This is a genomic window from Sorangium sp. So ce590 (genome assembly GCF_051521365.1).
Lineage (GTDB): Bacteria > Myxococcota_A > Polyangia > Polyangiales > Polyangiaceae > Sorangium.
Genome location: NZ_CP150346.1, coordinates 835,065 through 860,007, shown reverse-complemented (window position 1 = coordinate 860,007; position 24,943 = coordinate 835,065). Strand labels below are relative to the sequence as shown.

The 24,943-nt window shown below is 71.7% G+C and carries 22 protein-coding genes and 1 pseudogene; 16 read left to right on the top strand and 7 right to left on the bottom strand.

Features of this window, described 5'->3' with window-relative positions; genetic code table 11:
- Positions 1–187: 187 nt before the first annotated feature.
- Complete coding sequence (locus WMF28_RS03250; protein WP_437600568.1) at positions 188–1,306, top strand: GHMP family kinase ATP-binding protein; 1,119 nt, start codon at positions 188–190, stop codon at positions 1,304–1,306.
- 25 nt (positions 1,307–1,331) lie between these two features.
- Here the strand turns inward: WMF28_RS03250 and WMF28_RS03245 are convergent, their stop codons facing one another.
- Entirely contained in the window at positions 1,332–2,474 is a 1,143-nt protein-coding gene (locus tag WMF28_RS03245) for a D-alanine--D-alanine ligase family protein (RefSeq protein WP_437600567.1), read from the bottom strand.
- Positions 2,475–2,582: 108 nt separating this feature from the next.
- Positions 2,583–2,915, bottom strand: coding sequence for a hypothetical protein (locus WMF28_RS03240; RefSeq protein ID WP_437600566.1), 333 nt, complete (start codon positions 2,913–2,915; stop codon positions 2,583–2,585).
- A 280-nt stretch (positions 2,916–3,195) separates the two neighbouring features.
- Between WMF28_RS03240 and WMF28_RS03235 the strand changes: the two genes are divergently transcribed.
- On the top strand, positions 3,196–3,459 hold the full coding sequence (locus tag WMF28_RS03235) for a hypothetical protein (protein ID WP_437600565.1): 264 nt from the start codon (positions 3,196–3,198) through the stop codon (positions 3,457–3,459).
- Positions 3,460–3,893: 434 nt separating this feature from the next.
- On the opposite strand, the gene WMF28_RS03230 is transcribed toward WMF28_RS03235, so the two are convergent.
- Positions 3,894–4,829: a hypothetical protein gene (locus WMF28_RS03230; protein ID WP_437600564.1), complete on the bottom strand. Its 936-nt coding sequence runs from the start codon at positions 4,827–4,829 to the stop codon at positions 3,894–3,896.
- Between the two features lie 255 nt (positions 4,830–5,084).
- Between WMF28_RS03230 and WMF28_RS03225 the strand changes: the two genes are divergently transcribed.
- The 8 genes from WMF28_RS03225 to WMF28_RS03190 all read left to right on the top strand — a co-directional run bounded on the left by WMF28_RS03225 (position 5,085) and on the right by WMF28_RS03190 (position 16,737).
- The gene (locus WMF28_RS03225) at positions 5,085–5,630 is read left to right on the top strand and encodes an RNA polymerase sigma factor (RefSeq protein ID WP_437578103.1); all 546 of its coding nucleotides are present in this window, start codon (positions 5,085–5,087) and stop codon (positions 5,628–5,630) included.
- Between the two features lie 71 nt (positions 5,631–5,701).
- Positions 5,702–6,391 (top strand): tetratricopeptide repeat protein, encoded by a 690-nt coding sequence (locus WMF28_RS03220; protein ID WP_437600563.1) that lies wholly within the window; start codon positions 5,702–5,704, stop codon positions 6,389–6,391.
- Positions 6,388–7,095 (top strand): hypothetical protein, encoded by a 708-nt coding sequence (locus WMF28_RS03215; protein WP_437600562.1) that lies wholly within the window; start codon positions 6,388–6,390, stop codon positions 7,093–7,095. Before WMF28_RS03220 ends, WMF28_RS03215 begins: the two co-directional genes overlap by 4 nt.
- Before the next feature lie 174 nt (positions 7,096–7,269).
- Positions 7,270–8,997, top strand: coding sequence for a DUF1592 domain-containing protein (locus WMF28_RS03210; protein ID WP_437600561.1), 1,728 nt, complete (start codon positions 7,270–7,272; stop codon positions 8,995–8,997).
- A complete protein-coding gene (locus WMF28_RS03205; RefSeq protein WP_437600560.1) occupies positions 8,994–10,385 on the top strand; it encodes a DUF1552 domain-containing protein in 1,392 nt (463 codons plus the stop codon). Before WMF28_RS03210 ends, WMF28_RS03205 begins: the two co-directional genes overlap by 4 nt.
- 154 nt (positions 10,386–10,539) lie before the next feature.
- On the top strand, positions 10,540–12,327 hold the full coding sequence (locus WMF28_RS03200; RefSeq protein WP_437600559.1) for a thiamine pyrophosphate-requiring protein: 1,788 nt from the start codon (positions 10,540–10,542) through the stop codon (positions 12,325–12,327).
- 2 nt (positions 12,328–12,329) lie between these two features.
- Positions 12,330–13,436, top strand: a complete 1,107-nt coding sequence (locus WMF28_RS03195) for an enolase C-terminal domain-like protein (protein ID WP_437600558.1) — start codon at positions 12,330–12,332, stop codon at positions 13,434–13,436.
- Between the two features lie 10 nt (positions 13,437–13,446).
- Positions 13,447–16,737, top strand: coding sequence for an FAD-binding and (Fe-S)-binding domain-containing protein (locus WMF28_RS03190; RefSeq protein WP_437600557.1), 3,291 nt, complete (start codon positions 13,447–13,449; stop codon positions 16,735–16,737).
- Positions 16,738–16,764: 27 nt separating this feature from the next.
- Here WMF28_RS03190 and WMF28_RS03185 read toward each other — a convergent pair whose 3' ends face one another.
- The gene (locus tag WMF28_RS03185; RefSeq protein ID WP_437600556.1) at positions 16,765–17,214 is read right to left on the bottom strand and encodes a hypothetical protein; all 450 of its coding nucleotides are present in this window, start codon (positions 17,212–17,214) and stop codon (positions 16,765–16,767) included.
- Positions 17,215–17,598: 384 nt separating this feature from the next.
- Here WMF28_RS03185 and WMF28_RS03180 point away from each other — a divergent pair, with 384 nt between their 5' ends.
- Positions 17,599–18,321 carry a hypothetical protein gene (locus tag WMF28_RS03180; RefSeq protein WP_437600555.1) on the top strand — a complete coding sequence of 241 codons (723 nt, stop codon included), beginning with the start codon at positions 17,599–17,601 and terminating at the stop codon, positions 18,319–18,321.
- 64 nt (positions 18,322–18,385) lie between these two features.
- Here the strand turns inward: WMF28_RS03180 and WMF28_RS03175 are convergent, their stop codons facing one another.
- From WMF28_RS03175 to WMF28_RS03165, 3 genes are all read right to left on the bottom strand, one after another.
- Positions 18,386–19,015, bottom strand: coding sequence for a LysE family translocator (locus WMF28_RS03175; protein ID WP_437600554.1), 630 nt, complete (start codon positions 19,013–19,015; stop codon positions 18,386–18,388).
- A 167-nt stretch (positions 19,016–19,182) separates the two neighbouring features.
- Positions 19,183–19,596 (bottom strand): hypothetical protein, encoded by a 414-nt coding sequence (locus WMF28_RS03170; protein ID WP_437600553.1) that lies wholly within the window; start codon positions 19,594–19,596, stop codon positions 19,183–19,185.
- Positions 19,597–19,784: 188 nt separating this feature from the next.
- Positions 19,785–20,378, bottom strand: coding sequence for a hypothetical protein (locus WMF28_RS03165; RefSeq protein ID WP_437600552.1), 594 nt, complete (start codon positions 20,376–20,378; stop codon positions 19,785–19,787).
- 681 nt (positions 20,379–21,059) lie between these two features.
- On the opposite strand from WMF28_RS03165, the pseudogene WMF28_RS03160 reads away from it, so the two are divergent.
- The 5 genes and pseudogenes from WMF28_RS03160 to WMF28_RS03140 form a co-directional block, all read left to right on the top strand.
- Positions 21,060–21,197: pseudogene (locus WMF28_RS03160) on the top strand (AAA family ATPase); the annotation flags it as partial.
- Between the two features lie 175 nt (positions 21,198–21,372).
- On the top strand, positions 21,373–21,969 hold the full coding sequence (locus tag WMF28_RS03155) for a hypothetical protein (protein WP_437600551.1): 597 nt from the start codon (positions 21,373–21,375) through the stop codon (positions 21,967–21,969).
- Positions 21,970–22,013: 44 nt separating this feature from the next.
- A complete protein-coding gene (locus WMF28_RS03150) occupies positions 22,014–23,042 on the top strand; it encodes a hypothetical protein (RefSeq protein WP_437600550.1) in 1,029 nt (342 codons plus the stop codon).
- A 460-nt stretch (positions 23,043–23,502) separates the two neighbouring features.
- A complete protein-coding gene (locus tag WMF28_RS03145; protein ID WP_437600549.1) occupies positions 23,503–23,862 on the top strand; it encodes a hypothetical protein in 360 nt (119 codons plus the stop codon).
- A 6-nt stretch (positions 23,863–23,868) separates the two neighbouring features.
- A complete protein-coding gene (locus WMF28_RS03140) occupies positions 23,869–24,891 on the top strand; it encodes a hypothetical protein (protein ID WP_437600548.1) in 1,023 nt (340 codons plus the stop codon).
- The last annotated feature ends 52 nt before the right edge of the window (positions 24,892–24,943 follow it).

Here is a 24,943-nt window from a genome sequence, read left to right as displayed (position 1 = left end):
GCAGGCATCACCGGAGGACGGCGCTGGAGGCCGCGGCTCGATCTCTCCGCGGGCGCGGGCGTGCGTGCACGCCGGGCGCTCCATCGCTGGCTCGCTCCCTGCACAGGGTGCCGCCGCGGGGCGCCCCGCCTCGGTCCCCTGGGGCCCTCTCGCCTCGAGGTGGATCGCGCCTGCACTGAAGGACAGCATGAGCACCCCTTGCGCCGGCTCCCTCTCCGCGCCGCGAACGCTGCGAAGCCCGCTGTGGCACGCGGCCGCGAGCGCGCCGATGCGCGTCTCCTTCGCCGGAGGAGGCAGCGACCTGCCGGGCGTCGCCCGGCAGGACGGCGGGCGCGTCGTGGGCGCGGCGATCGATCTGCGCGTGCGCGTGATCGTGGAGCCGTTCGATCGGGGCTGGGTGCGGATCGAGCTCGCCGCGCGCGGCCAGGGGCAGCGGCCGACGGAGGGCGCCGGCGCGGGGGGCGCGGGCGCCGGCGCGGGGGGCGCGGGCGCCGGCGCGCCGCGCGTCCTCACGCGGCGCCGCGGGGAGCCTCCGCGCGACGACCTCGCGTTCCGTTTGATCGAGGCGACGCTCTCCGCGACGGGCGTGGGCGACGGGGTCGCCCTCCGGGTCGAGAGCGAGATGTCGCCCGGCGCTGGCCTGGGCGGCAGCGCGTCGGTGGCCGTGGCGGCGCTGTTCGCGCTGCGCGCCTCGGTCGGGGAGGCCGCCGCGGCGGAGGAGCTCGCGCGCGAGGCGGTCGCGATCGAGCGCGAGCGCCTGGGCAACGCGTGCGGCGCGCAGGATCAGGTGTTCGCGGCGTTCGGCGGGCTGCTCGATCTCGCCTTCGACGCGCGCGGCTGCTCCGGGGTGCGCCCGCTCGCGATCGGCTGCCCGGAGCTCGTGCCCGCGCTCTCGGCCGGGCTGCTGCTCGTCGACACGGCGGTGCGGCGCGTGTCCGGCGACGTGCTGGATCGGATGGACCCCGGCGCGGCGAGCGAGGCGAAGGGCGAGCTCGTGGCCGCGGCCGGCGAGGTCGTTCGCGGCTTCGAGATCGGCTCGCTCGCGCTGGTGCTCTCGGGGATGCGCCGCGGGGCCGCGGCGAAGGCGCGCCTCTCGGAGGCGGCGAGCGCGATGGCGCGCGCGCTCGAGCGGAGGCTCGACGGCCTCGGGGTCGAGGTGCTCCGGATGTGCGGCGCGGGCGGCGGAGGGCACATCCTCGTCTGGGCGCCCGCCGAGCGCCACGCGCGCCTCCTGGACGCCCTCGGGCCGTGCCTCGTGCGGCGGCCTGCGATCGGGGCGGCGGGCGTGCGGCGCGATCCGGCGTGAGAGGGAGCGGAGCGCGGGCGCGGCCCTAGGCGCTCGTGCGGAGGCGGGCCTTGCGCGCGCCGCGCTCCAGCGCGAGCGCGATGAGCCGCCCGACCAGCTCGCGCGGCGGGATGCCGCTCGCCTCCCAGAGCTTCGGGTACATGGAGATCGCCGTGAAGCCGGGGAGGGTGTTGATCTCGTTCACGTACAGCTCGCGATCGGGCGAGAGGAACAGGTCGACGCGCGCCATCCCCGACGCCTCCAGCGCGCGGAACGCGCGGAGCGCGAGCAGCTGCACGGCGTTCGCCTCGGCCGGGGAGAGGTCGGCCGGGATCCTGATCGTGGCGCCCTCCGCGTCGATGTACTTCGCGGCGTAGGAGTAGAATCCATCGGCGTGCCCGACCACGATCTCGCCGGGCGCCGAGGCGATGGGATCGTCGTCGCCGAGCACGGAGCACTCGATCTCGCGCACCCCCTCGATGCCCTGCTCGCAGACGATCTTCAGGTCGAACTCGAAGGCGTGCTCGACCGCCGCCTCCAGCTCGGAGCGCGCCGCCACGCGCCGGACCCCCACGGACGATCCGAGGTTCGCGGGCTTGACGAAGATCGGCCCGAAGCGGCCCGTCCCGGCGGCGGACAGGCCGGCGATCTGCTCGAGGCACGCGCCGCGATCGCGCTCCCACGCGGCCCGGCGGAGCGTGACGTGAGGGACGATCGGGAGCTCCGCTTCGCGGAGCAGCCGCTTCATCACGTCCTTGTCCATGCCCACGGCGGAGCCGAGGACACCGGAGCCGACGTACGGGACGCCGGCGAGCTCGAGGAGGCCCTGGATGCACCCGTCCTCGCCTGTCGGCCCGTGCAGGACGGGGAAGACCACGTCGATCGGGGAGCGCGCGCCGCCCGGCACGGTCAGCGTGGCCTCGCCGGCAGGGCCCGGGTGGGCGTCGAGCGAGATCTCGGGCATGGCCTCGTTCAGGCGGGCGAGGCGGGGATCGCGCGCCGCGCCGAGCAGCAGCGCCTCTTCCTGGAGCAGCCAGCGGCCGGATTTGTCGATGCCGACGAGCACCGGCTCGAAGCGGTCGCGATCGAGCGCCTCGACGACGAAGCGCGCGGACAGGAGGGAGATCTCGTGCTCGGCCGATCGACCGCCGAACAGGACGGCGACGCGCACCTTGGCGGGGTTCCGCATGGCGGCACCCTAGCCGCGATCGCGCGCGGGGGCGAAGAAGGCGCGGCCCGGCAGGCGCGGCGGGGAGAAGGCGCGGCCCGGCAGGGGCGCGGCGGGGAAGAGGGCGCGTTACTCGGAGAGGACGCGGAACGACGCGCGGACCGTCGCCATCGCCACGCGCGCGATGTGGCCGTCCGCGAGCTCGACGTCGACGGCGGTGAGCCGGCCCTGACGCTCGATCAGCCGGGCCACGCTCACCCTGGAGCCCCGGGCGACCTCGGCGCGGGCGACCGTGACGTCCGCGAGGGCCTCCAGCTGGACCCCGACGGCGATGCCGCTCGCCCCCTTCGCCGGCGCCTCCTCGGCCGCGCCCGCCGCTCCGCCGGGGACGACCACGGCGAGCGCCGCGACGACCGCAACGATGAGGCCGCCAGCCGTGCTCCTTCGACTGCGGATGAGCATCGCGCTGATTCTACGCGGAAGGTCGGCGATGTCACCTGCGATGTCGCCGGATCCGGCGCTCCGTCCAGGAAGCCCCTCGCGACGACATCGAGCGCGCCTGTCGGCACAGAACACAGCGGCGCATCCCCTCACCTGGAGCGCGGCACCGGAGCACGCCCCGGAGCCGGGAGCTCCGCGCGCCCCGGCCGCGCGGGCGTGCTCCGCGGCGCGACATCATCGAGCCCGGCAAAAAGGGTCCCAATGCGCGGTCCTCGCTCGTGTCCGACGAAGGCGAGGAGGCATGATGAAATCACGATCGCTCTTTTCGGTCAAAGCCGCGCTGCTGGTTCTCTGCGTCTCGATCCCCGAGGCCGCCGCGCAGGACAGGACCCCGACCAGGCAAGAGAACTACAGCTACACGTTCATGGACGACCTCCTCGATGCCTCGAACGGCGCCGCGTCCGGCGCCATGCTCCAGGTCCGGCAGCTCGGGCGCCGCGACAGGCTGCTCCGGCCGAGACTCCACTTCATCCCGGAGATGCTCAAGTCGGTCGAATCGATGTGATGGGGCTCTCCTCGAGGAGCCAATCGAGTCGAGGAGCCGATCGAGGTCCGTCGAAGATCCCCTCCACCGTCACCGAGGACCGGCGCCGGCTCGCCACCACGTGTCCTGGCTGGCGCCCCCGACGAGCTTTACGATCATGGTACACTTTATCAACTGCGGCCTGGACAATACAAATCGCGCTCCGTCGTCAGGAGCACACGGGAATCCCCCCTGGAAGGAGCGTCGCCACAAGCGCGCCCGCTGCTCCAGGCCGCATCGGGCACATGCCGCTCTACAGCGGTTTCCGCCCACCTCTGCTCCGTACAGAGCAGAGCGGCGGTCACCCGCACAGGAGACGGGCCCAGATCGGCGTTTTCGGCGCGCAAGCGCACTCCGGTGCGCTGAGCACCGAAAACGTCGAGGTGGGCCCGTATCCGAAGCGGGTGACCGTCGCTCTAAAGCGGCCAGATGGCGACGCCGCGGAGCGACACAAGCGCTCCGACCGGCAGCGAGCGGTACGCGACGCCCACGCCATCCACCGAGAAATCGTTGCGCCGGAGCGGCACCAGCGCGGCGGCGCCGACGTCGAATCCGAGCGGACCTGCCAGCCTCGCCAGCGACAGCTCGAGCGGCACCGCCAGCCACGCCGTCTCCGCGACGTCGTTTCGCGTGTAGCCGCTCGCCACCACCTTCAGCAGGCCGGCATGCAGGCCGGAGCACACCTCGAAGCGCAGCGCCTCCGTGCCGGCAGCGGCGAAGCAGGCGCGCACGGCGCCGCCGAGCAGCGTTTCGCGGAGCTCGCCCGGTCCGTGCTTCAGCGTCTGAGGAACAAGCCATAGGGCGCCAAGCGTCGTTCGAAATCGCGCGCCGCCGACGCCGAGCTCCGCGGAGAGCGCGGGCGCCACGGGGCGCACCACGCCGAACAGGCCGGCGGCGCCGGCCGCCAGCGTGAGCCGCGTGGCCCCGCGCTCCGAGCGCGGCGCCTCGCCCTCGCCCTCCCGCGCGCCGCCTCCCGTGGGCCCGGGCGGCGCGAGCGGCGCCCGGGCCGGAGCCGCGGGCGGAGGCGCCGGCGCTTCGGGGGCAGGCGAAGGCTCGTCGCGCGCGCCGGCGTCGGGCGCCGGCAGGGACGACGCCCGCGCGTCGGAGTCGAGCAGCAGGGCGAGCGTCACCGCCGTCGCCTGCTCGAGCGCGGCGCAGCTGGGACCGCGATCGCGCAGCACACGCGCGCCGCCTCCGCTGCGGATGGCCGCGCCGAAGCCGTCGGCGCCGCGGGTGAAGTCGACGTGGTAGGCGCCGCTCGCCCCCGTTTCGGGTCGACCGCGCAGCTGCTCGACGCGCTCGATGAGGCGCGCCGCGTCCGGACAGCTCTCGGCGCCGTCACCGCGCGTCACGCTCAGATACGGCCCGGTGTGCGCGCTGGCAGCCCCCGAGGTGGCCAGAACCGCGCAGCAACCGACGAGAAGAGCGCGACTGCTCCGCATGGGGACGGCGCGAGCCTAGCCGCAGCCCGGTGCACGCGCATTTTTTTGTGATCGCCCCGGGCCGAGCTCCCCACTAGGTGGCCGAGTGATATCGTTCCTGAAAAATCCCGCGCTCGCGGCTTGCGTTCATCTCGCTCGCTAGCAGGTCCCCCGGACGCCACGGGCATGAGCACACCGGACCCGAAGTTTCGAGCCCTCTATGACGCGCATTTCAACTTCGTCTGGTGCTCGCTCAGGCGCCTTGGCGTGCGCGAGGCGGACGTGCTCGACCTGGCGCAGAAGGTGTTCTTGACCGCGCACCTGAAGCTCGCCGAGTTCGAAGGTCGGTCGCTCATCACGACCTGGCTCTTCGGCATTTGCCATCGGGTGGCGAGCGACTACCGGCGCTCCGCGCGGTTCCGGCGCGAGGTCACGACCGACGCCGCGGAGATGGACCTTTATGGCGCCGCGCCCGAGGATCTTGCGCTGAGCGCGGAGTCGCGACAGCGCGCGCAGGCGGCGGAGGTCCTCTTGAACAAGCTGCCGGAGCCGCAGCGCCTCGTGTTCGTCCTGTTCGAGCTCGAGGAGATGTCCGGTCAGGACATCGCAGACCTGCTGGGTATCTCCGTGGGCACCGTGCGCTCACGCCTTCGCCTGGCGCGCGAGACCTTCTCGCGCGAGGTCAAGCGTCTCGCCCTGGCGCAAGGCACGGACCGAAAGGAGGCCGTGTGACGGGGGATCCGGAACGACTGCTGAGCGCCAGGAGCGGAGCGGACCCGCTCGAGCGCGAACTCCTGGGGAGCGTGCGCCACGTGGGTCCGCCCGAGGGCGCCAAGGAGCGCGCGTGGCGCGGTATCGCGAGCCAGCTGGCCGCGGGGGCGGCCGTCGGCGTCACGACCGGCGCCGGCGCCGCCGCCGCCACGAGAGCGGGAGTCGGTTCGCTGGGGTCGACGGCGCTCGCGATCAAGACAGCGGCGGTGCTCGTGAGCGGCGGCGTGGTGCTCGGCGGCGCCTACTTGGCGCTCTCAACTCCTGTCGAGGCGCCCGCGTCGCACCGCGCGGCGGGCGAGGAGCCGGCGCCGGCGGTGGTGCCGCAGGCCCCGGTGATGTCGGCGCCGGAGCCCAGGGCGCTCCCCGAGCCGTCGGTGGCGGGTCCGACCGCGGGGGAGCCGAGCCGGAGGCCGAGCGGACCGAAGCCGGCCGACAGCGGGCCGAAGCCGACCGACCTGCTGCGCGCCGAGAGCGCGTTGCTCATGGAGGCGCGCGCCGAGCTGCGCTCCGGAGATGTGGCGGCGGCTGCGGCGACCCTCGAGCGCCTGCGCGCGCAGTTCCCGAGGGGCGTTCTCCGGCAGGAGCGCGAGGTGCTGGCCATCGACGTGCTGGCCGCGCGCGGCAACGCGCAGGAGGCGAAGCGGCGCGCGCAGGCCTTCGTCAAGCAATATCCCGGGAGCCCCCACAGCGCGAAGCTGAAGCGGTTCCTGGATCCGCCGTGAAGCGCTGGCCGGCCGCGTGCATCGCGGCGCTCGGCGGCCTCGCGGCCTCCGGGTGTGATGCGGAGATCACCTCGGTCGGCGCCTTCACGCCGGTCGTGTCCGGCGCGTCGTACGTCGAGGCGGAGCTCGGAGAGCTGAGCGAAGGCTTCACCGTGGGCGAGGACAGCCGCGCCTCCGGGGGCCGCTTCATCGTACCCCCCGGCGGGGTGAGCTCGGGCGAGGCGCCGGGGCTCGCGCGCGCTCGCTACCGCTTCGAGGCGCCGAGCGGCGCAGAGTACGTGATCTGGGGGCGGATTCACGCTCCGAACGCCATCAACAACCGCCTCTGGTTCCGGGTGGACGGCGGCCCCTGGACCCTCTGGCGCATCAGCGTCGGCGACATCTGGTTCTGGGACGATCTCCACGACGACACTCGTTACGGCGAGCCGCTCCGCTTCTCCCTCGCGGCGGGAGCTCACGAGCTCGTCATCGCGGATGCCGTCGACGGCGTGGGGCTCGATCGGCTGTATTTCACGCCGGATGGCGACGAGCCTCCGGGCAACGACACGCCCTGCGATCCGCCGCACTCGATCGAGATCGGCGGTGAATGCCTCCCGAGCTGCGGCGCCTTGAAGGGAACCGAATGCGGCCCCGTCGCGTGCGCCGGGCGCGAGGCGCTCGATGCCTACGATTGCTCGGTGTGCTGCCACATCGAAGGGCCATGAGCCGAGCCGCTCCCGCCACCGAGCCGGAGCTCGTCGCCCGGAGACACACCCTTTCGTACCCAATCAAAGCGTCTCCGCGGTTCGTCGGCGATAAAATGTGATCGCGCCAGTGCTCGCTCGCCACCTACCCGGAGGTGCCGGTAGTCCCGAGCGGAGCCATGAATGAAACCATCCTTGATTGAACAATCCACCGCTCACGGAAGCGTGGGTCTGCTCGCCCTGGCGTTCACGCTGTCGGCGTGTATCGGCAACCTGGGCGGCGGCGGCGACGGCTCGTCGCCCGGGGACGACGCGGGGGGCAGCTCGAGCAGCGGAGGCTCGGGGTCGATGGGCCCCGGCGAGGCGCTGGCGTGCGACGCGAACGTCGTCGATCCTGGGCCCTCGCCGATGCGCCTGCTCTCGCGGGAGCAGTACCTGAACACCGTGCGCGACCTCGCCGGGGACGTGCCCGGCTTGGAGGCGGCGCTCGGTCCCGCGAACGAGGCGTCGGCGTTCGGTCTCTTGCAGCCGGACGTGACGCAGGTCGAGCTCGAGCATTTCCAGGCTGCGGCGGACGCCATCGCCGCGGCGATCGTCGGCGATCCGACGTCGCTCGGCGAGGTGGCGCCTTGCGAGGGCGGCGCCGAGCCGCGCGCGTGCGCGCGCCAGCTCGTCGTGACCTTCGGCGCCCGCGCCTACCGCGCGCCGCTCACGGACGCGGCGGACATCGAGCGACACCTGCAGCTCTTCAGCGCCGGCGCGGAGACGAGCTACGAGCACGGGATCGAGCTCCTGCTCCGCGGCATGCTGCAATCGCCGCGCTTCCTGTACCGCGTCGAGATCGGCACCGCGGAGAAGGTGGGCGATCGGGCCGTGAAGCTCTCTCCGTACGAGGTGGCCGCTCGCCTCTCCTACACGCTGTGGGGCACCCTGCCCGACGCCCGGCTGGACGAGGCGATCGCCGACGGCAGCCTGACCAGCAAGGAGGGCGTCGCGGCGCAGCTCGGCTGGATGCTCGAGGACGAGCGCGGCAAGAAGCTTGTCAATCGCTTCCTCGGCAGCTGGACCCACCTGAACGGCGTGACCGGCGTGGTGAAGGACGAGAGCGCCTTCCCCGAGTGGCAATCTCGATCGTTCCGCGAGTCGCTGCGCGGGCAGGCCGACGCCTTCTTCGAGCACGTGCTCCGGAACGAGGGCGGCAAGCTGAGCGCGCTCTTCACCTCGACGACCGTCTTCTACAACAAGGACCTGGGCGGGTACTACGGCGTCACCGGCGGCGACTCCTTCCAGGCGCTCGAGCGCACCGACGGCACCGCGTCGGGCCTCCTGACGCTCCCGGCGCTGCTCGCCGTGCAGGCGAAGCCCGCCGAGAGCTCGCCGATCTACCGGGGGAAGTTCGTGCGCGAGGCCCTGCTCTGCCAGCAGCTGCCGGCCCCGCCGGCGAACATCCCCAAGCCGCCCGAGGTCGACCAGAGCAGCTCGACCCGCGAGCGGCTCTCGCAGCACGAGGTGGACCCGGGCTGCGTCGCCTGTCACCAGCTGATGGACCCGATCGGCTTCGGCTTCGAGAGCTACGACGCGCTCGGCCGCCACCGCGAGCTCGACGGCGGCAGGCCGGTCGACGCGAGCGGCAGGGTGATCGCCACCCGCGACATGAACGGCGAGTTCGTGGGCGTGGCGGAGCTCGGGGCCATGCTCGCGGGCAGCGCCGAGGTGGAAGAGTGCGTGGCGCGCCAGTGGTTCCGCTTCGCGATCGCCCGCTTCGAACAGGACATGGATGGTTGCTCGATGAAGAGCTTGCTCGAGACCTTCAGGGCCGCCGGTCAGGATCTGAACGCGCTGCCCCGCGCCGTCGTGGCGACGGACGCCTTCCTCTACCGTCGCGCGATCGACACGCACACGCCCACGCAGGAGATGCCATGAAGCGAAGAGGCCCGATCGATCTCCGGACCCAGATCAGCCGCCGCAAGCTGCTCGGCGGGCTCGGCGCCCTGACCGTCGCGCTCACGAGCCCCATCTGGCGGAGCGCCACGGTGTTCGGACAGGACGCCAGGCAGCCGGGCGCCAGGCGCTTCATCGGCATCTTCTCGGCGAACGGCACGGTGCCGTCGTCGTTCTTCCAGCCGGGAGACGCGCACGAAGCGCCGCTCTCGCTCGGCCCGATCCTGGCGCCGCTCGAGGAGCACAAGCAGAGGATGCTTGTGCTCAAGGGCGTGCACATGAGCTCGACCGTCGAGGACGAGCTCGGCGTCCCGAGCGCGAACAAGCCAGGCGGCCCGCACATGAAGGGCCCCGGCGCGATGCTGACGGGCGGCTCGCTGCTCGCCGGCAGCTTCACCGGCGCGGGCGGCCCTGCCGGCTGGGCGGATCGCATCTCGGTCGATCAGGCCATCGCCCAGCGCATCGGCGGCGACAGCCCGTTCCCGTCGCTCGAGTTCGGCGTGCGCATCGAGGGGCAGGAGCCGCTGCGCGTCATCTCGTACCGCGGCCCGAACCAGCCGAACATCGCCGTCGACGACCCGTTCCAGGTGTACGCGCGCATCTTCGCCGACGCGGATCTCTCCGACACGGAGCTGCAGCGGCGGATCGCCGAGCGCCGCAGCGTGCTCGACTTCCTCAAGGACGATATCGGCCGGCTGCAAGCGCGCGTCGGCGCCGAGGACAGGAATCGGCTCGAGGCCCACCTCGGCGGCATTCGCAACATCGAGCAGCGGCTGCAGAGCTCGGCGGTCTCGTGCACGCCGCTCGCGATGCCGGAGAAGTTCGACACGCGCGCGATGGAGAGCTATCCGAAGGTCGGCCGGCTGCAGACCGATCTGATGCTGCTCGCGCACATCTGCGGCATGACCCGCGTCTCCACGTTCATGTGGGCCAACGCCGATAGCTGGCAATACTACCCCTGGATCGGCGTGAACGAGGAGCACCACGAGCTCTCCCACGCCGGCGATGACGACGCGGTCGCCAGCGAGAAGCTCGTGAAGATCAACCGCTGGCACAGCGAGCAGGTGCAGTACGTGCTGGATCAGCTGGCGCTCGCCAGGGAAGTGGACGGCAGCTCGATGCTCGACAGCACCCTGCTGCTCTGGGGGAACGAGCTCGGCGCCGGCAACACGCACTCGTACAAGGACATCCCCTGGGTGCTCGCGGGCGGCGCGGGCGGGTACTTCAAGATGGGCCGCGCCATGAACTACGCCGACCTGCCGCACAACGACCTGCTCGTGTCGGTGTGCAACGCCATGGGCCTCGACGACGTGACCACGTTTGGCATTCCCGGCGTGTGCACCGGGCCGCTGCCGGGCCTCGTGGTCTGACGGCCTGAACCGCGGGCGGCGGGCCACGTGGCGGCCGCCGCCCCCGCCCGCACGCGCAGCCGCGGCACGCAGCGCGCAGCGCGGCGAGGCGGCACGGATGTCGCACACCCCGCAGGGTCGAGCTCACGTTCCGAGCTCGCGGGGGGGAAGACTCATGGCCCAGACCGTCGGCGAGTTCCTGCTGAGGCGCCTCGTCGCGTGGGGTGTCCGGCGCGTGTACGCCTACCCAGGCGACGGCATCAACGGCATCGTGGGCGCGTTCCGCCGTGTTCCGGACCTCCGGTTCATCCAGGTGCGGCACGAGGAGATGGGCGCGTTCATGGCGTGCGCTCACGCGAAGTTCGCCGGCGAGGTGGGCGTGTGCATGGCGACCTCGGGGCCCGGCGCGATCCACCTCCTGAACGGGCTCTACGACGCGAAGCTGGACCACCAGCCGGTCGTGGCCATCGTCGGCCAGCAGGACCGCGCCGCGCTCGGCGGGCACTACCAGCAGGAGGTCGATCTCGTCACGCTCTTCAAGGACGTCGCGCACGAGTACGTGCAGATGGCGTCCTCGCCCGCGCAGATCCGGCACCTCATCGACCGCGCGATGCGCATCGCCAGGGCGGAGCGCACCGTCACGTGCGTCATCGTCCCGAAGGACGTCCAGGAGATGGACGCCGTCGAGGAGCCGCCGCACACGCACGGCACCGTGCACACCGGCCTCGGCTACAGCTCGCCGCGCGTGGTGCCGAAAGAGGAGGATCTGCGGCGCGCGGCCGGCGTGCTCAACGCCGGCAAGCGCGTCGCCATGCTGATCGGCCAGGGCGCTCTCGGGGCCGCGCCGGAGGTCGCGCGCGTCGCCGAGATCCTCGGGTGCGGGGTGGCCAAAGCGCTGCTCGGCAAGGCGGCGCTCCCGGACGATCTGCCCTGGGTCACCGGCTCGATCGGCCTGCTCGGCACCAAGCCGAGCTGGGAGATGATGGCCAACTGCGACACGCTCTTCGTGGTCGGCTCGAGCTTCCCCTACCCGGAGTTCCTGCCGGACGAGGGCCAGGCGCGCGGCGTCCAGATCGACATCGACGGCCGGATGCTCGGCCTGCGCTACCCGATGGAGGTCAACCTGATCGGCGACAGCGCCGAGACGCTGCGGGCGCTCATCCCCTACCTCAAGCTCAAGACCGACCGCTCGTGGCGGCGCCGGCTGGAGGAGAGCGTGGCCGACTGGTGGAAGGTGCTCGAGGCGCGGGCGATGAACGACGCCGATCCGCTCAACCCGCAGCGGGTCTACTGGGAGCTGTCGTCGCGGCTGCCCGACCGCTGCATCCTGACCGCCGACTCCGGCTCGTCGGCGAACTGGTTCGCGCGCGACATCAAGATCCGGGAGGGGATGATGGCCTCGCTCTCGGGGACGCTGGCGACGATGGGACCCGCGATGCCCTACGCGGTCGCGGCGAAGTTCGCCTTCCCCGACCGCCCGGTCGTCGCGATGGTCGGCGACGGCGCGATGCAGATGAACGGCATCAACGTGCTCGTCACCGTGGCGAAGTACTGGCGCGAGTGGAAGGACCCGCGCCTCGTGGTGCTGGTGCTCAACAACCGCGACCTGAACCAGGTCACCTGGGAGCTGCGCGTGATGAGCGGCGATCCCAAGCTCGAGGCATCCCAGACGCTGCCGGACTTCCCGTACGCGGCCTACGCCGAGGCGCTCGGGCTCTCGGGCGTGCGGATCGACCGCCCGGACCAGGTCGCGCGCACCTGGGACGAGGCCTTCCGGGTCGACAGGCCGGTGGTGGTGGAGGCGGTCACCGACCCGGAGGTCCCGCCGCTGCCGCCGCACATCACGGTGAATCAGGCCAGGATGCTCACGTCGGCGCTCCTCCGGGGCGACCCGGACGCGCGCGGGATCATCCGCCAGACGTACCGCGACATGATCGAGAGCTGGATCCCGCACCGGGGCTGACGATGGCCGGCGAGCTGCAGCGCACGGCGATCCCGGTCGAGCAGATCGAGGTGGCCGCGTACACAATCCCGACCGACAGGCCGGAGTCCGACGGCACGCTCGAGTGGCGCGAGACGACGCTGGTCGTCGTGCACGCGTCCGCCGGGGGCGAGCGAGGGCTCGGCTACACGTACGCCGACGTGGCGGCGGCGCGGCTCGTGGCCGACAAGCTCGCCGGCGTCGTGCGCGGGCGCGACGCGCTGGCGGTCCCCGGCGCGTGGGCCGCGATGGTGCGCAGCATCCGCAACCTCGGCCGGCCCGGGATCGCGCAGATGGCGATCGCCGCGGTCGACGCGGCGCTCTGGGACCTGAAGGCCCGCCTGCTCGCGTTGCCGCTCGCGGCGCTGCTCGGCATGGCGCGTGAAAGCGTGCCCATCTACGGCAGCGGCGGGTTCACCTCGTACACCGAGGTCGAGCTCGCGGAGCAGCTCGGCGGCTGGGTCGCCGCGGGCATCCCGCGCGTGAAGATGAAGGTGGGGCGCGACCCGGCGGCGGACCTCGCGCGCGTGCGCGCGGCGCGCCGCGCAATCGGCCCGGACGCCGCGCTCTTCGTCGACGCCAACGGGGCCTACTCGCGCAAGCAGGCGCTCGCCTTCGCCGAGCAGTTCGCCGGCGAGGGCGTCCGCTGGTTCGAGGAGCCCGTGACCTCGGACGACCTCGACGGGCTGCGGCTCCTGCGCGACCGGGCGCCCGCCGGCATGGACGTCGCGGCGGGCGAGTACGGCTACGATCTCGTCTATTTCCGCCGCATGCTCGACGCCGGCGCCGTCGACGTCCTGCAGGCGGACGCGAGCCGCTGCGGGATCACCGGCTTCCTCGCCGCCGCGGCGCTGTGCGAGGCGCGCTCGCTCGACCTGTCGGGCCACTGCGCGCCGTCGCTGCACCTGCACCCGGCGTGCGCGGTGCAGCGGCTCGCGCACCTCGAGTTCTTCCACGACCACGTCCGCATCGAGCAGATGCTCTTCGAGGGCGCCGTGGCGCCCGCGGGAGGCGCGCTCGCGCCGGATCTCGACCGCCCCGGGATGGGGCTCTCGCTCCGGCGCGCCGACGCCGAGCGCTTCGCAGTGTGAGGGGGGAATCATGCAGCACATCGAGCAGCAGAAGGAGGAGAGCGCGGCGGCGGAGGACAGGCCCTCCGAGCCCGTCCAGCGCGAGATCGATCGCGGCGTGATCCGCCTGCCCGGCGAGCGGCGCGTGCGGCTCGCGCCCGCGGCCGGCCCCGAGGTGGAGGCGCTCGCCACCGAGCTCTCGCGCGCTGTCGAGGGCGAGGTCCGCTTCACCGCGGGCGACCGCGCGCTCTACGCGACCGACGGGTCGAACTACCGGCAGCTGCCCATCGGCGTCGTCGTGCCGCGCCACAAGGACGACGTGATCGCCGCGGTCGCCGCGTGCCGCCGCCACGGCGCGCCCATCCTCGCGCGCGGGGGCGGCACGAGCCTCGCCGGGCAGACGTGCAACGTCGCCGTCGTCCTCGATTTCTCGAAGTACATGCGCGGCGTCCTCTCGCTCGAGCGCGCGAGCAAGCGCGCGCGGGTGCTGCCGGGCACGGTGCTCGACACCCTGCGCGACGCCGCGAACGAGCTCGACCTGACGTTCGCGCCGGATCCCTCGACCCACGAGTACTGCACGCTCGGCGGGATGATCGGCAACAACTCGTGCGGCGTGCACTCGGTGCTCGGCGGCCGCACCGTCGACAACGTGCACGAGCTCGAGGTGCTGACCTACGACGGCCTGCGGCTGCGCGTGGGGCCGACGAGCGAGGACGAGCTCGAGGCCATCGTCCGCGAGGGCGGCCGACGCGGCCGCATCTACGCCGAGCTGCGCGCCATCCGCGACAGGTACGCGGACCTCATCCGCGCCCGCTACCCCCGCATCCCGCGCCGCGTGTCCGGCTACAACCTCGACGAGCTCTTGCCGGAGAACGGCTTCCATGTGGCGCGCGCCCTGGTCGGCACCGAGGGGACATGCGTCACGGTGCTCGAGGCCACCCTGCGCCTCGTCGACTGGCCCAGGTTCCGATCGCTCCTCGTGCTCGGCTACCCGGACGTGTTCTCCGCGGGCGATCACGTCCCCGAGGTGATGCGCTTCCGGCCGATCGCGCTCGAGGGGATCGACGACCGGCTCATCGAGGACATGCACAAGAAGGGGCTCCACGAGCGTTACCTGCGTTACCTCCCGGAGGGCCGCGGTTTCTTGCTCGTCGAGTTCGGGGGCGACACCCAGGAGGAGTCCGACGCGGGGGCGCTCGACGCCATGCGCGCCCTCGCGCGCGGGCCGAACCCGCCGACGATGAAGCTGTACGACGACCCCGACCAGGAGCGCGCGCTCTGGGACGTGCGCAGATCCGGGCTCGGCGCGACCACGCGCGTCCCGGGGGAGCCCGACACGTGGCCCGGCTGGGAGGACTCCGCCGTGCACCCGGACAACCTGGGCGGCTACCTCCGCGACCTGCGCGCGCTCTTCGACCGCCACGGCTATCAGCCCGCGCTCTACGGCCACTTCGGGCAGGCGTGCGTGCACTGCCGCGTGGACTTCGACGTGGTGACGGCCGAGGGCATCCGCAACTGGAAGCGCTTCCTCGACGAGGCGACCGACCTCGTGGTCCGCTACGGCGGCTCGTTCTCCGGCGAGCACGGCGACGGCCAGGCGCGCGCGCAGTTCTTGCCGAAGATGTACGGCGAGGAGCTCATCGAGGCGTTCCGCCGCTTCAAGGCCGCCTGGGACCCTTCGTTCTCCATGAACCCCGGCAAGGTCGTCGACCCGTACCGCGTCGACGAGAACCTCCGCCTCGGGGCCGGCTTCCGCTCCGCCGCGGTGGAGACGCACTTCCGCTTCCCGGACGACGACGGCGACTTCACGCGCGCGACCCTGCGCTGCGTGGGCGTCGGCAGGTGCCGGCGCCACGACGGCGGCACGATGTGCCCGAGCTACAGGGTGACGCACGAGGAGGAGCACTCAACGCGCGGGCGGGCGCGCCTGCTCTTCGAGATGCTGGAGGGCGACGAGCTCCGCGGCTTCCGCGACCACGAGGTGCGCGAGTCGCTCGACCTGTGCCTCGCCTGCAAGGCGTGCAAGGACGAGTGCCCGGTCCACGTCGATATGGCCACCTACAAGGCCGAGTTCCTGTCGCACTACTACGCGGGTCGGCTCCGGCCGCGCGCCGCTTATTCGATGGGGCTCATCCACTGGTGGGCGCGCCTCGGGCAGCGCGTGCCCGGGCTCGCGAACCTCGTGACGCAGACGCCGGCCCTCGCCGCGATCGCCAAGAAGCTCGCCGGCATCGCGCCCGAGCGGACCATCCCGCCGTTCGCGCGGACATCGTTCCGGCAGTGGTTCCACGGCCGGCCGCGGCGCAACGCCGGCGGGCCCGAGGTGCTGCTCTGGCCGGACACGTTCAACGATCACTTCTTCCCGGACACCGCGATCGCCGCGACCGAGGTGCTCGAGTCGGCGGGCTACGAGGTGATCGTCCCGGAGGCACAGCTCTGCTGCGGCCGGCCACTCTACGATTTCGGCTTCCTGAAGACGGCCAAGCGCATGCTGCGCGACGTGATGAGCGCGCTGCGCGATCCGATCGAGCGCGGCGTGCCGATCGTCGGCCTCGAGCCGAGCTGCGTCTCGGTCTTCCGCGACGAGCTGCGCGGGCTCTTCCCGGACGACCCGGTCGCGTCGAAGCTCCGGGAGCAGACGCACCTGTTCGGCGATTTCCTGAAGGGGGCGCCGGACGGCGATCCCGGCCCGCGTTCGCCCGGCGCGCGCGGGATCGAGCTGCCGCGGCTCGACCGGCGCGCGGTGGTGCACGGTCACTGCCACCACAAGGCCATCCTCGGGATGGACGGCGAGCGCGACGTGCTCCGCGGCATGGGCCTCGACATCGAGCTCCTGGACTCGGGCTGCTGCGGGATGGCGGGCGCGTTCGGCTTCGAGGAGGGCGACAAGTACGACGTCTCGATCCGGTGCGGCGAGCGCGTGCTCCTGCCCGCGGTCCGGTCGGCGCCGAAGGACGCGCTCGTCGTGGCCGACGGCTTCAGCTGCCGCGAGCAAATCCAGCAGACGACCGACCGGCAGGCGCTGCACCTGGCCCAGGTCGTGCGCATGGCGGCGCTGCACGGCCCCGCGGGGCCGGCCGGCGACTACCCCGAGCGCGCCTACCTGCCCGGGCCCGAGGAGGTCTACGTGCTACCGCGCGCGAAGGCGGCCGCGCTCGCCGCGACGCCGGCCGGCGTGGCGCTCCTCTGGGCGGGCGGCCGGCGGCTCGCGGCCGAGCGGCGGCGGGCGCGGCGCGGCCGGTGGCTCCAGGCGGCGGGCGTGGCCGCCGTGGCGCTCGCGGCGGTGGGGTTGCTCGGGCGGCGGCGACGGCGCTTGCCTTGAGCGACGCCACGTCCGCCGGGCGCGACGCTACCCGACAGACGTCGGCCCGATGACGGCGGCAGACGATGGGGAATGAGGGCTGCTCTGCTCCTCGGCGGTGATGAGCAGCTCGAAGTTGGCATACGGCACGGTCGTCTCGGCCAGCTTGCCGTTTCGGCTGCCAGGATTGTAGTCGAGCACTCCGAGCCGCCGCCACGGGGTCTCGGAGTTCGGGCGCTGCCAGGCGACGAAGTGCTTGCTGCCGGCCGCGATCCGCTCGGGCGGCGCGAGGTGAACGACGTCCACCGCCAGCCGCGTGGTCGCGGCGTCGGCGTCGATGTCGGCAGTGAGTTGCGCATCGGCACCGGGCGCGAGCTGCGTGCCGTGAACGGTTCGCGCGCTCGGGCCGCCACAGCCGGCGAGCGCCATGCTCGCGAGAAGACCGAGCGCGAGCCCCATCCGGCGGCCGACCCGTCGCCCCGTATCACCGTACTTCATATCGCCCCCTCGATCGTCTTTCTGGCGTCACGACGGACCCACTGCCCATCTCGGGCATCAAGTCCGGGCTGGCCGGTACTCACCCGCCGCCCGCTGCGCCGTCGTCGCTCGAGCAAGCCTCATACCGAGGCCGGCGAGCGCCGCGACCGCGACGGCTGCCCGCTCGACGAGGCGTGTCCGGCAGGTCGGCAGGCTCAGCGTTCACCGGACAACCCCAACGTCATTGCGCCCGCGTTCGGACGCGATCATGACCATCGCCATTGCGGAACCCGTCCCAGCAGGCCGCGCCGGCGTGGGCGTCGCGCGAGATGGGGAGCCCGGCGCAGCACGTGCAGGCCGGAGGGAGCGTGAGCGCGACAGAGCTCATCACAGGACGGGGGAATCATGCCGACACTGAAGCCTGAAGAACGTGAACATTTTGCACAGCAGGAGAACCCTAATCCGCCGCTGTCAGGCGCGCGATACAGATCAGAGGAGGAGAAGGCACCGAAGATCGTGCTCGGCGGCTCGCTCGCCGAGGTGGTCTGCGGCGCGGCGGCGATCGTCCTCACCATCCTCGGGCTGACGGGGACCATGCCAGGGGAGCTCACCTCGATTGCCACGATCGTCTTCGGCGCCGCGCTGATCGCGCACGGCGGCGCGATCGCCTCGCGCCTCGGCGCGCTGACCCGCGCCACGCCGCCCCTCGAGTGGGACACGCGCGCCGAGCTCGGCGGCGGGCTGGGCGCGGAGCTCGTCGGCGGCGTGGCCGGCGTCGTGCTCGGCGTCCTCGCGCTCCTCGGCCTCTCCCCCGCGACGTTGACCTCGATCGCGGTGATCGTCTTCGGTGGAGCGACCCTGCTCGGCGGCGGCGCAACGGCGGACCTCGGCGGGCTCGACACGCGCGGCGCGGAGCCGCACCTCGCCCACGTCGCTCGTCAGGCGTCGATGGCCGCGGCCGGCCTGCAGTCGCTCATCGGCGCCGGCGCGGTGGTGCTCGGCATCCTCGCGCTGGTCGGCATCTATCCCATGGTGCTCACGCTGGTCGCCCTCCTCGCGCTGGGGTCGGCCGTCGTCGTGAGCGGGACCGCCGTCTCGGGGCGCGCAGCCGCCGCGCTCCGCCGCTGAGCCAAGGCGATACCTCACCCCACCCCACGGACGCGCGGCGGCGTCGATGGAGCGGCCGCGCTCCTCAGGGACGCTCCAGGACCATGCGCACGCCGAGCGCCACGAGGACCACGCCGGAGACCGCCTCGAGCGTCCGGCGTACGCGACCGCCGGTCATGGCCGCCTGGAGCCGGCCGAGGAGCAGGACGAGCGCCAGGTACCAGGCGGTGTCCACGGCGACCCACACCAGCGAGAGGAGGAGCAGCGCCGGCAGCGTCGGCGCACCGGTCGGCACGAACTGCGGCAGGAAGGACGCGGCGAACACGGCCGCCTTGGGGTTCGCCAGGATGGTGAGGAGGCCGATGCGGAAGGCGCTCCACGCGCCGGCAGCGGGTTCCCGGGCTCCCGGCCCCGCGCCGCCGGCGCCGGCCCGACGCCGCCCCAGGAGGGACTGAACGCCGAGCACGACGAGGACGGCCGCGCCGGCGAGGCGGAGCGCGTCGTAGGCGACCTCGGAGGCCTTGACGAGCGCCGTGGCCCCGAGCGCCGCGACGAGGGCCCAGAAGAGGAGGCCCAGCTCGTTCGCGGCGATGGTCGCGAGCGCGGCGCGGCGCCCGCCGCGCAGGGCCTGCCGCACGATGACGGCGGTGCTCGGCCCCGGGATCATCGCCAGCACCAGCGCGGCGCCGCAAAAGGCAAGGAGGGTCGAGCTCATGACGAGCCTGTGTACCCGCTCGACGCTCGGCCGGCCAGGCCTCGCCGCGCGAGCTCGGGGCCGGCGGGTCGAGCCGGCGAAGCCTCGCTCCAGGTCCCCTTTCGCCGGATTGCTCTGGCGGCCGGAGAAAGATCCCTGCTTCGAAGCCAGCCCCAGGGATTGCTTGCCTACCGCGCTCGCGTGGTGAACAGGGAGGTGATGGTGTCCAGGATATCCTGGATCGACATGTCAGGAGGTGGCTTGTCCGGGTTGTCGAGGGCTTTATCCACGTAGCGCCCGATATACTCGGTCATGGCGAACGCCGTGATCGCGTTCGTGACCGCGCCCGCCAGCGGGATCAGCCCCAGGGTCAAGTCGAGCATGAGGCGAATGGCGCCGCCGCCCCAGATGATCTGGTGGATCTGGGACCACGCCGCCTTCGAGAGGTGCGCGCCTCGCTCCTTCGCGAGCGAGGCCGTGAGCAGGTACTGGATCGGGATGACGAACAGCTGGTCCAAACCCGGGATCAGCTGGACGATGAAGCTGATGCTGGCGGCGCCAGCCGAGAATGCGTGCGTGGTGAGCCGTGCCCCGAGCCTCATGAAGGAAGCTTAATGCTCGCGCGGCCGTCGAGAAGCGGCTCGCGCCGCTCGTCCGGGCGCGGGGCGCGGGGCGCGGGGGCGATGTCCCGTGTCTCCTGCTTCGTACGGAGCGCCGCTCGGTCCATGCTCCTCGACCGTGGAGGAGGCGAGGAACCCGCGGCGGGATCCCCCGCCCTCGCCTCCGAGGCTTACGCTTCGTCTGCGCCGGGCAGCGGGCTCGTGGCCGGCGCCGGCTTGCGGCTCTTCTTCGCCGCGGTCCCGGGGGCGACGTTCCTCCGCATGAAGTCGATGACCGGCGCCAGGACGTCCATCACCTTGCGATCGGTCTGCGCGTGCGTCTTGGCGATCCGGTAGGCTGCATAGAGCGTCTCGCGGAACTTGATGGCGGCGTAGAACGTCGAGTCGCCGAGCTCTCCCCCGATCGGCGCGAGGGTCTCCGCGACCTCGCTGAAGAGCAGGTGCTTCTCGATGCGGTCCCGGAGCAGCGCGGTCTCGAAGCGGTTCGGGTCCATCCCTTCGTCCTGATCCGCCAGCGACTCGAACAGGGCGGGCTTCATGTCCACCACGTCGAGCACCTTGTTCAGCATCACGTGCTCGCCGTCCCGCAGCCGCGGCGCCGTCTGCCGCTGCTCCTTCGTCAGCGTCACGAGCCCCGGGAACAGGCTGTCGAGCTTCTCCTCGAGCTCGGCGGCCAGCGCCTTGGCCTTCGCGGCGCGCGCCCGGAACTCGTCGATCGGCATGTCTTCCCACGTGGTCCAATTCGAATTTTTCTTCGAAGCCATTGCTTTCTCCTCCCGTGCTTCAGTTGCAAGCGGGTACCGTAAGATGGCGTGTCCGGTCTCGCAAGCATGCCTGCCTGCCAGAGCACGAATTCCACGCCAGGAGCAAAGCGGAGGCGGCCTCTGTTGACGGCAGCCCGCTCGGTCGCCCCGAACCGCCTCGCCGCTGCCCCGAACCGCCTCGCCGCTGCCCCGAACCGCCTCGCCGCTGCCCCGAACCGCCTCGCCGCTGCCCTGAACCGCCTCGCCGCTGCCCTGAACCGCCTCGCCGCTGCCCTGAACCGCCTCACACCCCGGGGGGCCCCCACGTCACCCGGGGGGCCCCCCGGGTGGGAGCCCCCAGCGCAGCTCGACCCGGGGGGGCGGCCGGCCCGCGCTCCTGCGGGCACGCTCTCGATACGCCGCACCGCTCCGGGCATCACCACTGCCGCACCCGCGCGCCCGTGCGACGGCCGGGTAGCTTTTTTCACCGGACACCGGGCCGGGTTGTTACAGCTGGCCGTTGACGCGTCCTCCGATCCCGCAGCCAGCGGCGACGAGCGCCCCCAGGATAGGATGCCCGACCATGAGTGAACCGGCTGGCAACCCCCGCGTTCGCATGATGGCAACCGTGCGCAACCGCCGCGGGCCCGTCGTGTCGATCGACCCGTTCGATGCGGCCCCCGAGGGACGCCTCCACCGCGGATCGAGTCGCTCCACGTCGAGAACTACCGCGCGCTGAAGCAGCTCGATCTCGAGGCGATCACCCCGCTCACCGTGTTCCTCGGGCCAAACGGCAGCGGCAAGTCGACGCTCTTCGACGTCTTCGCCTTTCTCTCCGAACACGCCCGCCGCGCGAGCGCGCGCGCACGCCTTGGATGGTTCGAGCCGCATTCGTTGCGATCGCCTCGACGAATTTCGGCTTGACGCCCAAACCACCCCCCGGAACAATGGCTCGCACCTCACATCGTATCGGCCTTCGGGGAAAGACGAACGTGGAAGGTAAGGAGCGCTCTACGTGTTCCGGCCCTTGCGGCTCCGCCGTTATCTCTGCGCCTGTGCGCTCGTCGTTGCGCCGACGGCGGTACAGGCACGCGAGTTCAGCGTTGGCGTGAGCGTGGGCGGGATCCAGGTCGGGACCGAGCCCAAGCTCGCGGTGAGCCCGTTCGCCGGAGTGCTCTGGCGCAGAGAGGGGGACTTCCGGATCGAAGTCCACAACATGCTCAGCATCGTTCCAGGATCACGTATAGGGATCTACGACCGGACGGCGGTCACTCTCGGGCACACCAGGAAGACAGGCAACATCAGCCTTGGACCGTCCCTGTCGATCTACTCGATCGCGGTGTGCGGCGCCGTGTATTGCGACCGCGTGACGGGAGTTGCTCCAGGCGGCCGCGCCCAGTCCGACTGGTACTTCGCCGGGCGCCTGGGCGCGTCCGTGAGCGCCAACGTGGACTGGGCCGGCGGAAGCAGCCATTTTCTTCATGACAGCCTGGTTGTCATGGTTACCGCTGGGCCTGTATGGAAACCAGAACAGTGGCCCAACATCCTGTCTGAAGAAAGTAGGCGGACAGTCGCTCTGCCAGCGCTGCTGGGAGCGATGCAAGGCCGGTGATTCTCCGTCATCGCAGTGCCGCACGTGCAGGTTTTGAGGGCCTGATGACCATTCATATCGCCACATCCGCGGACCTTGGAACGGTGGTTCGCCGCGGGCTCCGCGATCCTGTGTGCTTCATCTCCGACAACTGGCTCGTGGGCCCCTGCTCCTCGGATCTGGAGGCGCACGCTCGAGCGCGGTGTGACTTCTGGGCGCTCAAGGGGCGGGAACGAACACGATTTACCGGCTCGTTTCGCGAGGTCATGAAAGCGATCGACTCGCGCCAGCGCATCGTCCTCTGGGCGTCGCAGCTCGGGAGCGACACGGTAGCGCTCTGGGCGCTCTGCGCCTGGAGACTGCTGCGGTGGCCCGACCGACCGAGCCTCGATCTCGCCGTGCTGGGCGGCCCAGCAGAGGCGGACGACGCGGCCGGGGTCGGCGGCGGTTTCATCCGTGTGACTCCCGCTGACGTCCGTCGCAGCCTGGACCACGTGCGCTCTCTCTCCCTGACGCGGGTCCGGGAGATGGCCCGCTGCTGGCGAAAGTTGTCCGGTCGCTCCCCGATCCTGTCCGGCAAGGGCGGCGGCGCCACGCGCGCGCGCAGACAGCTATTCGAGCTCGGCGGCTACCAGGCGAGCTTCTTTCCCCGGTTCGACGGGCACGCCCTCACCCTCTCTCGGTTCGATGAGCTCCTGTTTTCGTGCCTCGCAAAGCAAGGGTCGACGGCTGTGGATGTGTTTGTGAGCCGCGGAGCGGCCGGCGAGGAGCTGCGCAACAAGTGGGTGAGCCTCACCGGAGATATCTTTCTGTCCATTCGCCTCGCGCAATGGGCAAAGCACAACGGGGACGACGCCGCGCTGCTGAGTGAGCCGTACCGGGCAGGCAATGAAATGATGGCTACACGCTACAAGCTGTCTGGTACAGGCAGTAAAATCATGCGGCATGGACTGACCGGTATCGCTCAAGGAGCGCCGCTGCCGGTTTGGGGTGTTACAGCGTACGACCCTGCGGCCCCCTGGGTCGTGGAGGATGGCCCCTCGGGGCGGCGCCTCCAGCGCCTCGGAAAGCTCGCCACGCAAGACGCGAAATGATTCGTCGAGGTGCGCCGTAAGCATCGCGTCGACATCCACCCCGGACGCTCGCACCTTCCACTCATTTCATCTCATTGTATTTTTAATAGAAATCCGAGATCTGATCTTCCCGTCACCTGGATGCACTTGACACCAGCGCCTGCGCAGGCGTATGCCTCCACACGTCAGCGTTCACCGTTGTCTGGGGGTGTGGTACATGGTGAAACGACGTATCCTCCTTCGCGTCGTGCCGGCGCTGGTCTCTCTTGCGCCGTTCCTTTCGGTGGTAGCCCCGGGATGCACCAGCCCCCTGGACATGCCTTGCCGTGGGCCGGGGGAAACGTACTGGATCTGCTCGGCCACGATCTTGGAGCGGTCCACCCCTTCCTGCTCCTGTGACGGGGCACCGAGGGAATATACCGACTGGGTCTGTGCACCGGACCCGTTCACGGCGCAGAACCAGCTGGAGTACTATGTCAACGTGAAGGAAGGATCCGTGGTGCTCCGACACAAGGGGTGCAGGGACACCGGGACGCCCTACCCTCAGGACGTACAGCCGGAGCTCACGGTGCAGCGTCTCTGCGATGCGGCCCCAGAGGACGACGAGTGCGCGAGCTGCGCAAAAACCTCGTGCTGCAGCGAGTACGACGCATGCGCCGGCGACGCCAACTGTGTTTGCCTGGTCGACTGCCTGTCCGACGGCAACGCGCTCTCCGTGTGCACCCTACCCGAGAGCTGCGGCTCCGCCGACCAGGTCTCCACCGACGCGGCCTCGTGCCTGGACGACGCCTGCCCAGCGCAGTGCCCCAGCCTGGGCGCCCTCGGCGCGGCCTGGAAGTAGGAGCACATGGCAAGGCCCGCTGAACCCAGCGAACGCGCGGCGCTCGTCGCGCTCGGAGACGAGCTCGCCCGCAGTCACGCAGCGCACCTCCTGAGCCAGGCGCTGCAGGGGAGGCTCTCCCTCGACAGGCGCGAAGCGTTGCCCGGGCTCGTCCGGCAGAGCGAGCGCCACGAGGCCAGCGGGCCGATCTGCGACGCCGGACGCTTCTCCACGGCGCTGGTCGGGAAGCTGCGCGTCGACGGGCAAGGAGAGCTCGCGGACGCGATCGTGTCGTTGCTGGGCGGCGGCCCTGTCGACGCCGACCCCATGCTCTGGCTCGACGAGGTCCAGGGGAAGATCGCCACGAGGCGCCACGAGGCCGCGACGCTTCGCGCCCACGGGCGTCACGAGCTCGCGAGCCTTGTCGAGAACTCCCTGTCGCTCGACCTCCGGGTGGCGTTGCGAGAGCGGCTCTGCGCCGACGGTCACCACGAGCTCGCCGATGCCATCGCGAGGGCAATCCACGCCCACGAAGAACGGGAGCGCCGCGAGGCAGAGACGCCGTCGCCGGCCCGGCCGCCAGCGGCCACCAGAAAGCACGAGCCCCCGCCCGATGGCGCCGCGCTCCGGGCCCTGGCCGACACGCTGGCCGACACGCTGGGGCGCAGCTACCCCGCGGACGTCCTGGCCTGTGCGCTCGTCACCAGGCTCCGCGCCGAGGGACGCGACACGCTCGCGGGCTCGATCATGATGTTCTGGGCGCGCGACGTCGCCGGGCCGATCGTGGACCCCGCACGCCTCGCGGCCGACCTCTGCACACAGCTCCGCGCCGAGGGACGCGGGGAGCTCGCGGACACCCTCGCGTCGCTGCTCCGCGGCGCCGCCATCGGCCGCGATCCGGGCGAGATCCTGGCGGCCTGGCTCGACGAGCTCGCCGGGCCGATCGTGGCCCCAGGACCGCTCGCGGCCGCGCTCGTCTCCGTCCTCCGCAGGCAGCGGCAGGACAGGCTCGCGGACGGGATCCAGGCATTGCTGAGCGCGAGCCAATGAGCTCTGTCGCTGCGGAGGCACGCATCGCGGCCGCCCCCGCGAGGACGAACCG

What these genes read in the sequence shown, in the direction of transcription:
- WMF28_RS03190 (WP_437600557.1), top strand. Translation starts at nt 13,447, where the DNA reads ATGCAGCACATCGAGCAGCAGAAGGAGGAGAGCGCGGCGGCGGAGGAC.
- WMF28_RS03195 (WP_437600558.1), top strand. Translation starts at nt 12,330, where the DNA reads ATGGCCGGCGAGCTGCAGCGCACGGCGATCCCGGTCGAGCAGATCGAG.
- WMF28_RS03140 (WP_437600548.1), top strand. Translation starts at nt 23,869, where the DNA reads ATGGCAAGGCCCGCTGAACCCAGCGAACGCGCGGCGCTCGTCGCGCTC.
- WMF28_RS03150 (WP_437600550.1), top strand. Translation starts at nt 22,014, where the DNA reads ATGACCATTCATATCGCCACATCCGCGGACCTTGGAACGGTGGTTCGC.
- WMF28_RS03170 (WP_437600553.1), bottom strand. Translation starts at nt 19,596, where the DNA reads ATGAGGCTCGGGGCACGGCTCACCACGCACGCATTCTCGGCTGGCGCC.
- WMF28_RS03235 (WP_437600565.1), top strand. Translation starts at nt 3,196, where the DNA reads ATGATGAAATCACGATCGCTCTTTTCGGTCAAAGCCGCGCTGCTGGTT.
- WMF28_RS03185 (WP_437600556.1), bottom strand. Translation starts at nt 17,214, where the DNA reads ATGAAGTACGGTGATACGGGGCGACGGGTCGGCCGCCGGATGGGGCTC.
- WMF28_RS03180 (WP_437600555.1), top strand. Translation starts at nt 17,599, where the DNA reads ATGCCGACACTGAAGCCTGAAGAACGTGAACATTTTGCACAGCAGGAG.
- WMF28_RS03250 (WP_437600568.1), top strand. Translation starts at nt 188, where the DNA reads ATGAGCACCCCTTGCGCCGGCTCCCTCTCCGCGCCGCGAACGCTGCGA.
- WMF28_RS03245 (WP_437600567.1), bottom strand. Translation starts at nt 2,474, where the DNA reads ATGCGGAACCCCGCCAAGGTGCGCGTCGCCGTCCTGTTCGGCGGTCGA.
- WMF28_RS03200 (WP_437600559.1), top strand. Translation starts at nt 10,540, where the DNA reads ATGGCCCAGACCGTCGGCGAGTTCCTGCTGAGGCGCCTCGTCGCGTGG.
- WMF28_RS03205 (WP_437600560.1), top strand. Translation starts at nt 8,994, where the DNA reads ATGAAGCGAAGAGGCCCGATCGATCTCCGGACCCAGATCAGCCGCCGC.
- WMF28_RS03225 (WP_437578103.1), top strand. Translation starts at nt 5,085, where the DNA reads ATGAGCACACCGGACCCGAAGTTTCGAGCCCTCTATGACGCGCATTTC.
- WMF28_RS03240 (WP_437600566.1), bottom strand. Translation starts at nt 2,915, where the DNA reads ATGCTCATCCGCAGTCGAAGGAGCACGGCTGGCGGCCTCATCGTTGCG.
- WMF28_RS03165 (WP_437600552.1), bottom strand. Translation starts at nt 20,378, where the DNA reads ATGGCTTCGAAGAAAAATTCGAATTGGACCACGTGGGAAGACATGCCG.
- WMF28_RS03175 (WP_437600554.1), bottom strand. Translation starts at nt 19,015, where the DNA reads ATGAGCTCGACCCTCCTTGCCTTTTGCGGCGCCGCGCTGGTGCTGGCG.